The sequence below is a fragment of the Nonomuraea sp. NPDC047897 genome (genome assembly GCF_043204415.1).
In the GTDB taxonomy this organism is placed as follows: domain Bacteria; phylum Actinomycetota; class Actinomycetes; order Streptosporangiales; family Streptosporangiaceae; genus Nonomuraea.
The window spans coordinates 193,055-206,915 of the sequence record NZ_JBIDCC010000007.1; the positions used below are offsets into that span (position 1 = coordinate 193,055).

A 13,861-nucleotide genomic window follows, 5' to 3' on the forward strand; every position below is an offset into this window, starting at 1 on the left:
AGCACTTTGACAGGGATCGCCCGTGCCCCGCATACTCGGCGAAAGTAGTGAACTAAAGTTCACTATACGAACGCCTGGAGGGTCGTGCGGAGCAAAGTGATCGCCACCGCCGAGGAGGCGCTGGCGGACGTGTGGGACGGCGCGTCGTTCGCGGTCGGCGGCTTCGGCCTCAGCGGCATCCCCGGCGTGCTGATCCGGGCCCTGTACGACACGGGGGTCACCGGCATCAGCGTGGTGTCGAACAACTGCGGCGTGGACGGCGGCGGCCTCGGCGTGCTGCTGGCCGCGCGGCGCATCGCCCGGGTGACCGCCTCCTACATCGGCGACAACAAGGAGTTCGCCCGGCAGTACCTCGCGGGCGAGCTGGAGGTGGAGCTGACCCCGCAGGGCAGCCTGGCCGAGCGGCTGCGCGCCGGTGGGTGCGGCATCCCCGCCTTCTACACCCCCGCGGGCGTCGGCACCCCGGTCGCCGACGGCGGCCTGCCACTGCGCCACGCGGCCGACGGCTCGATCGCCGTCGCCTCGCCGCCCAAGGAGGTGCGCGAGTTCGACGGCGTGGAGCACGTCCTGGAGCGCGGCATCACCACCGACTTCGCGCTGGTGCGCGCGGCGCGTGGCGACCGGCACGGCAACCTGGTGTTCGGCAAGGCGAGCCGCAACTTCAACCCCGTCGCGGCGATGGCCGGGCGGGTCACGATCGCCGAGGTGGAGGAGCTGACCGAGCTGGACCCCGACGAGGTGCACCTGCCCGGCGTGTTCGTGCAGCGGGTGGTCGTGCTCACCCCCGAGCAGGCCGCCGACAAGGGCGTCGAACGGCGTACGGTCTCCACCGCGCCGGGGACGCGGCGGGCGTCATGAGCTGGTCACGGGACGAGATGGTCGCCAGGGCCGCGGCCGAGCTGCGCGACGGCGACTACGTCAACCTCGGCATCGGCCTGCCCACCCGCATCCCGTCGTTCCTGCCGCCGGAGGTGGACGTGGTGCTCCACTCCGAGAACGGCGTCCTCGGCGTCGGCCCCTACCCGGCCGAGGACGAGGTCGACCCCGACCTGATCAACGCGGGCAAGGAGACCGTCACCGTCCTGCCCGGGGCGTCCTTCTTCGACTCCGCCCTGTCGTTCGGCATGATCCGCGGCGGCCACATCGACGTGGCGGTGCTCGGCGCCATGCAGGTGTCCGCCCGGGGCGACCTGGCCAACTGGATGGTCCCCGGCAGGCTGGTCAAGGGGATGGGCGGGGCAATGGATCTGGTCCACGGCGCCCGCCGGGTGATCGTCGTCATGGACCACACGGCCAAGGACGGCTCCCCCAAGATCGTCGAGGAGTGCTCGCTGCCGCTCACCGGCCGGGCGTGCGTCCACCGCGTCATCACCGACCTCGGCGTCCTCGACGTGACCGCCGGCGGGCTGGTGCTCGTGCAGACCGCGCCCGGCGTGAGCGCGGCCGAGCTGCGCGACCGTACGGGAGCGAAGGTGATCGCATGAAGGACGTCTACATCGCCGACTCGGTCCGGACCCCGATCGGCAGGTACGGCGGAGCGCTCAGCGGCGTGCGCCCCGACGACCTGGCCGCCCACGTCGTCCGGGCACTGGCCGAGCGCACCGGCCTCGACCACGCCGACGAGGTGATCCTCGGCAACGCCAACGGCGCGGGCGAGGAGAACCGCAACGTGGCCCGCATGGCCGCGCTGCTCGCCGGGCTGCCGGTGACCACGCCGGGCGCGACCGTGAACCGGCTGTGCGGCTCCGGCATGGAGGCCGTCATCCAGGCGTACCGGTCGATCGCCGTGGGCGACGCCTCGGTGGTGATCGCCGGTGGCGTGGAGTCGATGACCCGCGCCCCGTGGGTGCTGCCCAAGCCCGACCGGGCCTTCCCCACCGGCGGACAGGAGCTCGTCTCCACCACGCTCGGCTGGCGCCTGGTCAACCCGCTGATGCCGGAGGAGCACACCGTGCCGCTCGGCGAGGGAGCCGAGCTGATCGCCGACAGGCACGGCATCACCCGCGCCGAGCAGGACGCCTTCGCCCTGGCCAGCCACCGGAAGGCGGCCGGCGCCTCGTACGAGCGCGAGATCGTCGCCGTCGGCGAGCTGTCACGGGACGAGGGCGTCCGCGAGGACACCTCCCCGGAGGCGCTGGCCCGGCTCAAGCCGGTCTTCCGCCGGGGCGGCACGGTGACCGCGGGCAACTCCTCCCCGCTCAGCGACGGCGCGGCGGCGCTGCTGCTCACCGACGAGGCGGGGCTGGCCGGACGGGAGCCACTCGCCAGGATCGCCGCCTGCGGCGTCAGCGCGCTCGAACCCCGCTACTTCGGCCTCGGCCCCGTCGAGGCCACCCGGAAGGCGCTGGCGAAGGCCGGCCGGGGCTTCGGCGACCTGGCCGTGGCCGAGCTGAACGAGGCGTTCGCCGCCCAGGTGCTCGGCTGCCTGGCCGAGCTGCCCGACCTCGACCCGGCGATCGTCAACCCGCGCGGCGGCGCCATCGCGCTCGGCCACCCCCTGGGCGCGTCCGGCGCCCGCATCACCGGCGCCGTCGCCCACCAGCTCGCCGCGACGGGCTCCGGCACCGGCCTGGCCACCCTCTGCATCGGCGTCGGCCAGGGGCTCGCCCTCGTCCTCGACCGGTGACCGCCCCGCCGCCCGCCTCCTCAGAGCTCAGGGCTCAGGGCTCAGGGCCGGCGGGTCGTCGCGGCGGCCCACCGGTCGAGGAGCGACGCGGCTGCGCCCGAGTCGACCGCGTCCGCCGCGCGCTTGACCGCCGCCGCCAGGGCCTCGGTGAGGCCGGCGGCGGGCGGGACGCCGTCGGCCGCGACCAGGGCGGCCGCGGCGTTCAGCAGCACGATGTCACGCACCGGCCCCGGCTCGCCCGCCAACACCGCCCGCGCCACCGCCGCGTTGCGGGCGGCGTCCCCGCCGCGCAGGTCCGCCGTGCGGGCGCGCGGCAGGCCGAGGTCGGCCGGGTCGAAGCGGGTGCTGGTGACCGTGCCGCGCCGCACGACCCAGACCGTGGACGGCCCCGTGGTGGTCAGCTCGTCCAGGCCGTCGTCGCCGCGGAAGACGAGCGACGAGCCGCCGCGTTCGGCCAGCACGCCGGCCACGACGGGCGCCATCCGCGCGTCGGAGACGCCGACGGCCTGCGCCGCGGGCAGGGCCGGGTTGGTGAGCGGCCCGAGGAAGTTGAAGAACGTGGGCACGCCCAGCTCCCGGCGCGGCCCCGAGGCCCGTCTGAAGCCGGGGTGGAAGGCGGCGGCGAAGCAGAACGTGATGCCCACCTCCTCCGCGATCCGGGCGACGGCGGCGGGCGGCAGGTCGACGCGCACGCCGAGCCGTTCCAGCACGTCGGCCGCGCCGGAGGCGGAGGTGGCGGCCCGGCCTCCGTGCTTGACGACGCGGGCGCCGGCGGCGGCGGCCACCACGGCGCCCATGGTGGAGACGTTCACGGTGCCGGCGCGGTCGCCGCCGGTGCCGACGAGGTCGACCGTGTCGCCGGGGATCCTGATGGCCGAGGAGTGCGCCAGCATGCCGTCGGCGAGACCCGCCACCTCGGTCACGGTCTCGCCCTTGGCGCGCAGGGCCACGGCGAACGCCGCGATCTGGGCGTCCGTGGCCGTGTCCGTCAGGATCCGCTCCATCGCCCAGGCCGCCTGCCGGGAGGTGAGCGAACCGCCGTCGAGGAGGGTGGAGAGCAGCGAAGGCCAGGTGGTGGTCACGAGAACGCCCTTTCGTCTGTCGAGGTCTCGACGGGGGGCTTCCCGGACATGCCGACGGCCGCCTCGCCGAGGCGGCCGGGATGCGTATGCGCTGCGGGTCCGCCTAGGAGGCGGCCCACCACAGGAGCGGATACGCGGTCATGCCGCAGACCCTACCAGCCGGGGTCGCCCACATAGCGGAGGAGCCGGCTATGTCGTCGGACGCCATGCTGCCCGTGCCTCCGGCGGCTTAGGGTCGAAGGCATGGCGAAGGAGCTGATGGGACGTACCGCGCTGGTGACGGGAGGCGGCAGCGGGATCGGCGCCGCGTGCGCCCGCCGGCTGGCCGCCGGCGGCGCGGCCGTGGTCGTCGTCGACCGGAGCGCGGAGGCGGCGGGCAAGGTGGCGGCCGAGATCGGGGGCAGCGCGGTCGTGGCCGACCTGGGCGCTCCCGACTTCGTCGGCGAGCTGCCGAAGGACGCCGACATCGTCGTCAACAACGCGGGCTTCCAGCACGTCGCGCCCATCGAGGAGTTCCCGCCCGAGGTGTTCGCGGGCATGCTGAGAGTCATGGTGGAGGCGCCGTTCCTGATCGCCCGGCGGGTGCTGCCCGGCATGTACGCCAGGGGCTGGGGCCGGTTCGTGAACATCTCGTCGGTGCACGGGCTGCGCGCCTCGCCGTACAAGTCGGCCTACATCACGGCCAAGCACGCGCTCGAAGGCTTCTCCAAGGTGGTGGCTCTGGAGGGCGCCGCCCACGGGGTGACCTCGACCTGCGTGTGCCCCGGCTACGTGCGCACGCCGCTCGTCGAGGGGCAGATCGCCGGCCAGGCCGCGGTGCACGGCATCGCCCCGGACGAGGTCGTGGCCGACGTCATGCTGCGGCCGGCGGCGGTCAAGCGGCTGATCGAGCCGGAGGAGGTGGCCGAGCTGGTGGCCTACCTGTGCGGGCCGCACGGCTCGTTCATCACCGGCGTCTCCCTGCCGGTGGACGGCGGCTGGACGGCGCGCTAGTGGCCGGCGGCCTGTTCCCCGCCCGGCGAGCCGCCCCCGGGGGGCGGCCGTGAGCAGGCGCTTCCTCGAACTGCTCGCCAGGGAGGCGTCGGCCGTCGAGTTCGAGGGGTCGATCGTCGAGGCCAGGGCGGCGGGCGCCGATCCGACCGCGATCGAGGAGCTCGAACGCGCCAAGGTCGAGGCGCTGCGGGTGCGCGCGCTGCTGAGGCGCCGCGCCAGGCGCGAGGCGGAGCTGTCGGCGCTGTACGACACGGCCGGCGACCTGGCGGCGCTGCGCGACCTGGACGCGGTGCTGGAGGCGATCGTGCACCGGGCCAGGCAGCTCCTGGCGACCGACACGGCCTACCTCACCCTGCACGACCCCGAGCGGGGCGACACCTACATGCGGGTGACGGACGGGTCGATCTCGGCGAAGTTCCGTGCCCTGCGGCTGGCCATGGGCGCCGGGCTGGGCGGGCTGGTGGCGCAGACGGCGGTGCCGTACGCGACGGCCGACTACTTCGCCGACGCCCGTTTCCACCACAAGGAGGACATCGACGAGGCGGTCCTGGAGGAGGGCCTGGTCGCGATCCTGGGCGTGCCGCTGCGGCTCGGCCAGCGGGTGATCGGCGTGCTGTTCGCCGCCAACCGCAGCGCCCGGCCGTTCCACCAGGAGGAGGTGTCGCTGCTGGCCAGCCTGGCGGCGCACGCGGCGGTCGCGATCGACAACGCCCGCCTGTTGCAGGAGACCCGCAATGCGCTGGAGGAGCTGTCGAGCGCCCACCGCACCGCCAGGGCGCACGCCGAGGCGGTCGAGCGGGCGGCGCTGGCGCACGACAGGATGACCTCGCTGGTGCTGCGGGGCGGCGGCATCGAGGACGTGGCGGCCGTGGTGACCGACGTGCTCGGCGGGTCGCTGGTGGTGCTCGACGACCTCGGCAGGCCGATCGCCGGGCCGCCCGACGACGGCGTTCCCGGCACCGGTGTGGGCGAGCTGGACTCCGGCGTGTTCGAGGCGGCGCAGGCGTCGCGGGCGCTGGGCCGTACCGTGCGCCGGGCCGACCTGCGCATCGCGTCGGTGGACGTCGGCGGCGAGCCCCTGTGCACGCTGGTCCTGCGCAGCGACGACGCCGACGAGCGCATCCTGGAGCGGGCGGCGCTGGTCTGCGCGCTGCTGCTGCTGTTCCGCAGGAGCGTCGCGGAGGCCGAGGGGCGGGTACGCGGCGAGCTGCTCGACGACCTGATCGCCCGGCCGGACACGCCGGGGCTGGCCGACCGGGCCCGGCGGCTGGGCGTCGACCTGGGCGCCCCGCACGTCGTGGTGGTGGTCAGGCACGACGGGCAGCGGGAGCGGGCCCTGTTCTGGGCGTCGTCGCAGGCGGCGCTCCGCCACGGGCTGGCCGCCGGCCGGGCCGACGAGGTCGTGCTGCTGCTGCCGGGCGCGCACGCCGGTGACCTGGCGCGCCGCGTGGCGACCGAGCTGAGCGCCTCGCTCGGCGCGCCCGCGACCGCGGGCGCGTCACAGGCGGGCGGCCGGTCCCGCGACGTGGCGACGGCCTACCGGGAGGCGCGGCGCTGCGCGGAGGCGCTCATCGCGCTCGGCCGCGCCGGAGACGGCGCAGGGGCCGCCGAGCTGGGCTTCGTCGGCCTGCTGATCGGCGAGGAGCGCGACGTGCCGGGCTTCGTGCACTCGGTGCTCGGCCCGATCATCGACTACGACGCCCGCCGGGGCACCGCGCTGGCCGACACGCTCGCCGCCTACTTCGGCACCGGCGCCTCCCCCTCCCGTACGGCCGAGGCGCTGCACATCCACGTCAACACCGTCACCCAGCGGCTCGACCGCGTCACCCGGCTGCTCGGCGCGGGCTGGGCGGAACCGGAGCGCGCCCTGGAGATCCAGCTCGCGTTGCGCCTGCACCGGCTGGGCCACACAGCGGCTCCGTAGAGTGTGGGCCCGGCCCCCATATGAGTGACGCCCATCACTCCCTAGCGTGACGGCATGGACGCTCCCCACAACAAGGCAGGCGCCGCCTCCATCAAGAAGATCGTCGTTGCGAGCCTCATCGGCACCACCATCGAGTGGTACGACTTCTTCCTGTACGGCTCGGCGGCCGCGCTGGTGTTCAACAAGCTGTTCTTCCCCGAGGCCGATCCGCTGACCGGCACCCTCCTGGCGTTCCTCACCTACGCGGTCGGGTTCGTCGCCCGGCCCCTCGGCGGGCTGGTCTTCGGCCACTTCGGTGACCGGTTCGGCCGCAAGACGCTGCTGGTCGTCAGCCTGCTGATGATGGGCGCGGCGACGTTCCTGATCGGCTGCCTGCCGACGCACGCGGCGATCGGCGCGGCGGCTCCGCTGCTGCTGACGGTGCTCCGGCTGGTGCAGGGCTTCGCGCTGGGCGGCGAGTGGGGCGGCGCGGTCCTGATCGTCTCCGAGCACGGCGACGCGCGCCGGCGCGGCTTCTGGGCCTCCTGGCCGCAGGCCGGCGCTCCGGGGGGCAACCTGCTGGCCACCGGCGTGCTGGCCGTGCTCGCGGCCTGGCAGACGGACGAGGCGTTCCTGAGCTGGGGCTGGCGGGTGCCGTTCCTGCTGTCGGGCGTGCTGGTGCTGATCGGGCTGTGGATCAGGCTGACCATCACCGAGTCGCCGGTCTTCCAGCAGGCCGAGCCGGAGGAGACGGCGCCGATCGTCGGCGTGCTGCGCCACCACCGGCGGGACGTACTCACCGCGATCGGCGCGCGACTGGCGGAGAACATCTCCTTCTACCTGATCACGGTGTTCGTCATCACCTACGCCAAGGCGGGCGGCATCGACAACTCCACCGTGCTCAACGCCGTGCTCATCGGCTCGGTCATCCACTTCGCGACGATCCCGCTGTGGGGGGCGCTGTCGGACCGGGTCGGCCGCCGCCCGATCTACCTGGCCGGCGCGGCCGGGGTGGGCGTGTGGATCTTCGCGTTCTTCCCGCTCGTCGACACGGGCAACTTCCTGGCGATCACGCTGGCGGTGACCGTGGGGCTGATCTTCCACGGCATGATGTACGGCCCGCAGGCGGCCTTCTTCTCCGAGCTGTTCGGCACCAGGATGCGCTACACCGGGGTGTCGATCGGCGCGCAGCTCTCGGCGATCGTGGCCGGGGCGCTCGCCCCGATCATCGCGGTGGCGCTGCTCCAGGCGTTCGGCAGCGGCTTGCCGATCTCCGTCTACCTGGGCGGGGCGGCCGTGCTCACCCTGATCGCGGTGTTCGCCGCCCGCGAGACCCAGGGGCGTGACCTGGCGGAGCGGATCCGCGCGTGAGGCGCGGCCGGACGGCCGGCCCGCCCCGCGGTCACCGGGCAGGTCACGGGGCAGGTCACGGTGCAGGTCACGGTGCAGGTCACGGGGCAGGTCACCGCTCGGGCGGGCGGCCCGGCTGCTTCGGCCGTTGCACGTCGCTGACGTCCCTCAGGTAGCGGTGCCTGCCGGCGCGGGCCAGCCGGACGATGTGCCGGGCGCCGGGCAGCCGCCGTCCGAGCCGGTGCAGCGCCGTGTCACGGCCGAGCGGCGAACGCCGGGCGGGGGTGACGGCGGTGGCGGGCCGGACCACGGCCCTCCCCCGGCGGACCTCCAGGGCGAACCTGAGCCCGGCCTCCTCCTCGGCCGTGCGCAGCGACACCGTCCACAGGCCCGGCCCGAGCTCGTCCGCTCCCGGCATCATCCGCTTGACGGGCACCTTGGCCACGAGCTGCCCGGCGATCTCGCCGGGCACGCCCGGCTCGACCAGCGCCGGAGCGCACACCTCGCGCCCGCCCCGCGCGCCGCTGCGCAGCACCAGCTCCAGCGGCGGCCCGCCGCTCGGCGGCACGTACGGCACGGGCAGCACCACGTACAGGTGGCCGCCCTGCCGCCTGACCGTCACCGCCGGCGACACCAGCGCGATCGACTCGGGGAACGAGCGCGGCTCGACGGCCAGGCCCAGCTCGCCCGTGTCGGTCCAGCACGGCAGCACCAGCCGGGTCCTGGGCCGCTGCGACAGCACGCCGAGGCAGTTGAGCGGCCCCTCCGGCCGCCGGACGCGGCTCCTGGCCTGGTGCGCGCCGCCGTACATGCGCACGTGCACCTCCCACTGGCCCGGCAGCAGCGGCTCGCCCATCGCGGCGGCGGTCACGTCCACGCGGGCCTCGCCGACGAGTTGCACGCGGGTGTGGCGGCGACCGTCCTGGATCCGCTCCACGCGGTAGGCCACGGGCAGGAAGTGGACGACGCCCGACTCCGCGTGCCGGACGTAGACCTCCAGGCGGGCCCGCTCGACGGCGGAGGTGACGTCGGTGACGGTGTCGGACAGCAGTCCGGCGTCGAGGGAGCGCGGCGGGATCCAGAAGAGGCGGTCGCCGTCGGCGCGGAACCGGGTGGGCTGGCCGTCGCCGCCCAAGACCTCGACGGTCAGGCCGAGCACGAGCACGTGGGCGTCCCAGCGCACCTCGGTCAGGTCGGCGCGCAGGCCGGCCCGCCTGGCGGAGTTGGCGAGCAGGACGAGCTGGTCGAGCCGTCCGGCGCGCAGCAGCGTGGCCACGACGCGGAGCTGGACGGGCAGGTAGCGGTCCAGCCGTTCGGGGAAGCGGTCGAGGACCAGGTCGCGCAGCAGCCGGAAGTACACGCTGCGGTCCACCGAGGAGGCGGCGAACCTGCTGCTCAGGAACGGCCTGAGCACGGTGGAGCGCAACCAGTAGCCGTACATGCGGTCGCGGTGGCGGCCCTCGCCGATGTGGGCGTCGATGTCGTCCAGCAGCGCCCGCAGTTCGGCGACGACCGTGCGGGGGTCGTCGGCCGGCTCGGGGCGCTCGCCGAGGTGGCAGCAGACGCGTTCGGCGAGGATCGCGACGACCTTGGCCTGCAGGTAGGCGCGCACCACGAACGCCTGCTCGGCGATGTGGCCTCCGGGGTCGGCGAAGCCCAGCTCGTGCTCCTGCAGGAACGCGCGGCGGTAGAGCTTGTGCGGGGTGAGCAGGGCGAACAGCCGGTCGCGCAGGATGTCGGCCCGCCCCCTGCTTCGGTGGAAGGCGCTGACCGGCGGGCCCGCGTCGCGCACCAGGCGGCCGACGAGCACGTCGGCGTCGGTCTCCACCGCCCGTTCGTGCATCCGCTGGAGGGCGTCGCGTTCCAGCCGGTCGCCCTGGTCCATGAGGTAGACGTAGTCGCCCTGGGCGGCGGCGATGCCGGCGTTGCGGCCACGCGGCGGCGAGCCGGCGTGCGGCAGGTGCAGGACGCGGACGTTGCGGCGGACGGCGGCGACGGTGTCGAGCCGTTCGGCGATCCCGTCGGTGGACCCGTCGTCCACGAAGATCACTTCGTACTCGTCGGCGGGCAGCGTCTGCTCCAGAACGGAGCGCAGGCACGCGTCGGCCGAATCACCGGGGTTGTGGACATCGACGATCACACTGACCTTCACACCCATGCGGCCAGCGTGCGCCCACCCCCGTCAGGCGGTGCGGCGGCTTGCCGATTGCAGAGGGAAAGATGACCCTCCGGTATCGGCTCCCAGACCGTCAGTACCAGCCCACCCGCTGCGAGTGCCCCCACGCGCCGCAGGGCGAGCCGTAGCGGCCCTTGATGTAGCCGAGGCCCCACTTGATCTGGGTGGCGGCGTTGGTCTGCCAGTCGGCGCCGGCCGTGGCCATCTTGCTGCCGGGCAGCGACTGGGGGATGCCGTAGGCGCCGGAGGAGCGGTTCATCGCCCGCTCGTTCCAGCCGCTCTCCTTGTGCCAGAGGCTCTCCAGGCAACCCCACTGGTCGGCGCCGAAGCCGAAGGAGGCCATCATCGCCTTGGCGACGGCCTTGTTGCTGCCCGGCGAGGGGTTGGAGCCGGGCGGGAAGTTGGCGGGCGGGAAGCCGTCGCCGCCCGGGGCCCGCTCCTTGACCTCGATCCAGGAAAAGTCGCCGGGGCCGCCGCCCGCGCGGCCGTCCTTGAGCTTCTTCGCCTTGTACGCCTGGGCCGCCGCCTCCTTGAGCGCGTCGGCCTCGGGGTCGGGCGTGTAGAGGTCGCCGCTGGCGATCGCGGCCATGTCGTCAAGGTCGAGCACCTGCTTGACCGGGGCGTTGGCGTTCTGGACGGCGGTGTAGGCGGTGAAGCCGCCCCCGCCGAAGAGGATCGCCGCGGACAGGCCGACCACCAGCACGCGCTTCGGCGTCACCCGGGAGGGTTTGCGGGCCGGCCGGCGTGCCGAACGGGGGGATTCGGATGCGCGGCGCTCACTCACCTTCGGACCTGGGCTCACGAGCAAAGAGCTTGCCCTGTCCGGGGGGGTGGTCCGCAACCGATACGAGACATTCGGTTGGCGTTCCCATGGTGATCGCCTGCTTGGCGTGCCGTTTCCCGCCGGGTGTGAATTTCCTCACAGTTCCCGCCGGCATCGGAGGCAACGCGAAACGGGCGCGCGGACCACCCTTCGGGCGCCCGTACCGAAGGGAGGGCCGCTTTCAGGGTGGCCGGGGTTCTTTATAGTCATGTGAGTGGGCTGTCACAGTTTCATGACACTAGGCAGAAGCATGCGTGACCCGGGCGAATAATGTCCGTGTGGCCGGCATCCTCCTCGTCGAAGACGATCCCTCAGTCCGCACCGCTCTGGAGCTGGCGCTGACCAGGCAGGGCCATTCGCTCACCTCGTACGCGACCGGCGAGGAGGCGCTGGAGCACATCCGCTCACGCCGCCCGGAGCTCGCCATCCTCGACGTGATGCTGCCCGGCATCGACGGGGTGGAGGTGTGCCGCCGCATCCGCCGGCTCGACCAGCTCCCCGTCATCCTGCTCACCGCCCGCGGCGACGACCTCGACGTGGTGGTCGGTCTGGAGGCGGGCGCCGACGACTACGTCGTCAAACCGGTCGAGCCGAGGGTGCTGGACGCCCGCATCCGGGCCATCCTGCGCCGGGCCGAGTCGGCCACGTCCGACCGCATCACCTTCGGCGACCTCGTGATCGACCGGGGCGCGCTCAAGGTGACGCTGGCCGGCAAGGAGATCCACCTGACGCCCACCGAGCTGCGGCTGGTGCTGGAGCTGGTCCGCCACCCCGGCCAGGTGCTCAACCGGCGCTACCTGCTGCGCGAGGTGTGGGACCACACCCACGTGGCCGACTCCCGCCTGGTCGACGCCTGCGTCCAGCGGGTCCGCGCGAAGATCGAGCCGGTGCCGGCCGAGCCTGTGTTCATCCACACCGTCCGCGGGTTCGGCTACCGGTTCAGCCCTCCGTGATGCGGCTGCCCACCGGGCTGCGCGCCCGGCTGGTCATCACCTTCACCCTGGTCGGGGTGCTGGCGTCCGTGCTGGTGGCGACGATCGGATTCGAGCTGGCCAAGACCGCGCTCGTGCAGCGGGCCGAGGACAACGCCATCAGCGTGGTCAGGAGAGAGCTGGACCGGATCACCTTCCCCATCGGCCGGCTCAGGCCCGGCGAGGCGGCGCCGGGCAGCGCCGAGCTGGCCTCGCTGGCCCAGGCGCTCGACGGCCCCGGCCGCAGCGTCATGGTGGAGTATCGCGACCTGACCTACTCCGACGGCCCGCTGACCATGGACGACGTGCCGAACGAGCTGTACGGCAGGGCCAAGGGGCACCTCGTCACCCAGCGCCGGGTGATCGGCAACGAGCTGTGGCTCATCGTCGGCTCCGAGGTCCACCGCCGCAGCGGCGCGCGGGCCGAGGCGACGGGGCTGCGGGCGTTCGTGTTCTTCCCGCTGCGCGCGGAGGAGGGCCAGTTGTCCATGCTCAGGACCCGGCTCACCCAGGGCGGCACGGCCGTCGTGCTGATCGCTCTGGTCGTCGCCCTGGTGTCGGCCCACCGGGTGCTGCTGCCGGTCAGGCGGCTTAGCGCGGCCGCGCAGGCGCTCGGCGAGGGCAGGCTGGACACCCGCCTGCCGGTGCACGGTCAGGACGAGCTGGCCGACCTGACCGCCAGGTTCAACGACGCGGCGGCGGCCCTGGAGCTCAGCGTGTCCGAGCTGCGCGCGCTGGAGGCCATGTCGCGCAGGTTCGTGGCGGACGTCTCCCACGAGCTGCGCACGCCGGTGACCGCGATGACGGCCGTGGCCGACATGCTGCACGAGGAGGCCGACCGGCTGCCCCCGGACACGGGCGAGGCGGTGCGGCTGGTGCTCAACGAGATCGAGCGGCTGCGGGAGCTGATCGAGCACCTCATCGAGATCAGCCGCTTCGACGCGGGCACGGCCACGCTCAACCTGGAGACGGTGAACGTGGCCGACGCCGTCCACGACTGCCTGGAGGTGCGCGGCTGGGCCGGGGAGGTGCGGGTCAGCGCCCCCAAGGGGCTGGCGGCGAACCTCGATCCGAGGAGGTTCGACGTGATCGTGGCCAACCTCGTCGGCAACGCGCTCAAGCACGGCGGGCCGCCGGTGCAGGTCAGCGCCCGGGGCACCGAGAACGGCCTGGAGGTGAAGGTGCGCGACCACGGGCGGGGCATCCCGCCGGAGGCGCTGCCGCACGTCTTCGACCGCTTCTACAAGGCCGGCGCGGGGCGGGCCCGCAGCCAGGGCAGCGGCCTGGGGCTGGCCATCGCGCGGGCCAACGTCCACCTGCACGGCGGCACCGTCTCGGTGCGCGCCCAGGACCCCGGCACGCTCTTCACGGTCTGGCTGCCCCGCCGATGACCGGCCGCCGACTCCCCGGAGCGCCGCGACCGGTCGCGGCGCTGCTCGCCGCGGTCGTGGCGGTCGTCGTGGCGGTGGTCGTGGCGGCGGGGTGCGGGATCGCGCCCACCGACGTGCAGGAGCGGGCCAAGCCGCCGACCGTCGAGGTACCGCCGCCGTCCAAGACCATCTACCTGCTGAAGAACGGCGAGCTGGCGCTGGAGCCCGCCGACGTCGAGTCGGACACGGTGGAGAGCCTGCTCACCGCCCTGTTCGCGGCCTCGGCCCAGCCGCTCGGCGACCGTGACACCGCGCTGCGCGGCTTCACGTTCGAGGGCATCGAGGACTCGCTCAATCCCGTCCAGCGGGACGAGGTGCGGCTGCCGCGAACCTCCACGCTGACCGTGTTCGTCAAGGGCGAGGGCCGGCTGTCCAAGCTCGGCAAGGCCCAGATCGTCTGCACGGCCCAGCAGGACGCCGCCTTCGAGCAGGTCAAGATCGTCCACCGGTACGAGAACCGCCCCTCCAGGACGGAGGGGCGGTTCATCTGCGGCGATCTCAGGTGAG

The 13,861-nt window shown here is 73.8% G+C and carries 12 protein-coding genes; 9 read left to right on the top strand and 3 right to left on the bottom strand.

Annotation, left to right across the window (positions count from 1 at the left end; all coding sequences use genetic code 11):
* The first annotated feature begins 84 nt into the window (after nucleotides 1-84).
* From ACGF0J_RS17755 to ACGF0J_RS17765, 3 genes are read left to right on the top strand one after another with little or no spacing between them, the layout of a single operon-like run.
* Nucleotides 85-858: a CoA transferase subunit A gene (locus ACGF0J_RS17755; RefSeq protein WP_393146936.1), complete on the top strand. Its 774-nt coding sequence runs from the start codon at nucleotides 85-87 to the stop codon at nucleotides 856-858.
* Nucleotides 855-1,484, top strand: coding sequence for a CoA transferase subunit B (locus ACGF0J_RS17760; RefSeq protein WP_393146938.1), 630 nt, complete (start codon nucleotides 855-857; stop codon nucleotides 1,482-1,484). The genes ACGF0J_RS17755 and ACGF0J_RS17760 overlap by 4 nt, the downstream gene beginning before the upstream one ends.
* Nucleotides 1,481-2,626 carry a thiolase family protein gene (locus tag ACGF0J_RS17765; RefSeq protein ID WP_393146940.1) on the top strand — a complete coding sequence of 382 codons (1,146 nt, stop codon included), beginning with the start codon at nucleotides 1,481-1,483 and terminating at the stop codon, nucleotides 2,624-2,626. The genes ACGF0J_RS17760 and ACGF0J_RS17765 overlap by 4 nt, the downstream gene beginning before the upstream one ends.
* Nucleotides 2,627-2,667: 41 nt before the next feature.
* Here the strand turns inward: ACGF0J_RS17765 and trpD are convergent, their stop codons facing one another.
* Nucleotides 2,668-3,708, bottom strand: a complete 1,041-nt coding sequence (gene trpD, locus ACGF0J_RS17770; RefSeq protein WP_393146942.1) for an anthranilate phosphoribosyltransferase — start codon at nucleotides 3,706-3,708, stop codon at nucleotides 2,668-2,670.
* Nucleotides 3,709-3,951: 243 nt separating this feature from the next.
* Between trpD and ACGF0J_RS17775 the strand changes: the two genes are divergently transcribed.
* From ACGF0J_RS17775 to ACGF0J_RS17785, 3 genes are read left to right on the top strand one after another with little or no spacing between them, the layout of a single operon-like run.
* Entirely contained in the window at nucleotides 3,952-4,701 is a 750-nt protein-coding gene (locus ACGF0J_RS17775; RefSeq protein ID WP_393146944.1) for a 3-hydroxybutyrate dehydrogenase, read from the top strand.
* Nucleotides 4,702-4,750: 49 nt separating this feature from the next.
* Nucleotides 4,751-6,625 (top strand): helix-turn-helix domain-containing protein, encoded by a 1,875-nt coding sequence (locus ACGF0J_RS17780; RefSeq protein ID WP_393146946.1) that lies wholly within the window; start codon nucleotides 4,751-4,753, stop codon nucleotides 6,623-6,625.
* 54 nt (nucleotides 6,626-6,679) lie between these two features.
* A complete protein-coding gene (locus ACGF0J_RS17785; RefSeq protein ID WP_393146948.1) occupies nucleotides 6,680-7,975 on the top strand; it encodes an MFS transporter in 1,296 nt (431 codons plus the stop codon).
* A gap of 91 nt (nucleotides 7,976-8,066) precedes the next feature.
* On the opposite strand, the gene ACGF0J_RS17790 is transcribed toward ACGF0J_RS17785, so the two are convergent.
* Entirely contained in the window at nucleotides 8,067-10,112 is a 2,046-nt protein-coding gene (locus tag ACGF0J_RS17790; RefSeq protein WP_393146950.1) for a glycosyltransferase family 2 protein, read from the bottom strand.
* 91 nt (nucleotides 10,113-10,203) lie between these two features.
* Nucleotides 10,204-10,848 carry a lytic transglycosylase domain-containing protein gene (locus ACGF0J_RS17795; protein ID WP_393146952.1) on the bottom strand — a complete coding sequence of 215 codons (645 nt, stop codon included), beginning with the start codon at nucleotides 10,846-10,848 and terminating at the stop codon, nucleotides 10,204-10,206.
* 383 nt (nucleotides 10,849-11,231) lie between these two features.
* Between ACGF0J_RS17795 and ACGF0J_RS17800 the strand changes: the two genes are divergently transcribed.
* From ACGF0J_RS17800 to ACGF0J_RS17810, 3 genes are read left to right on the top strand one after another with little or no spacing between them, the layout of a single operon-like run.
* Nucleotides 11,232-11,906, top strand: coding sequence for a response regulator (locus ACGF0J_RS17800; RefSeq protein ID WP_393146954.1), 675 nt, complete (start codon nucleotides 11,232-11,234; stop codon nucleotides 11,904-11,906).
* Nucleotides 11,906-13,315, top strand: a complete 1,410-nt coding sequence (locus ACGF0J_RS17805) for an ATP-binding protein (RefSeq protein ID WP_393146956.1) — start codon at nucleotides 11,906-11,908, stop codon at nucleotides 13,313-13,315. The genes ACGF0J_RS17800 and ACGF0J_RS17805 overlap by 1 nt, the downstream gene beginning before the upstream one ends.
* Entirely contained in the window at nucleotides 13,312-13,860 is a 549-nt protein-coding gene (locus ACGF0J_RS17810) for a hypothetical protein (protein WP_393146958.1), read from the top strand. Before ACGF0J_RS17805 ends, ACGF0J_RS17810 begins: the two co-directional genes overlap by 4 nt.
* Nucleotide 13,861 lies beyond the last annotated feature (1 nt).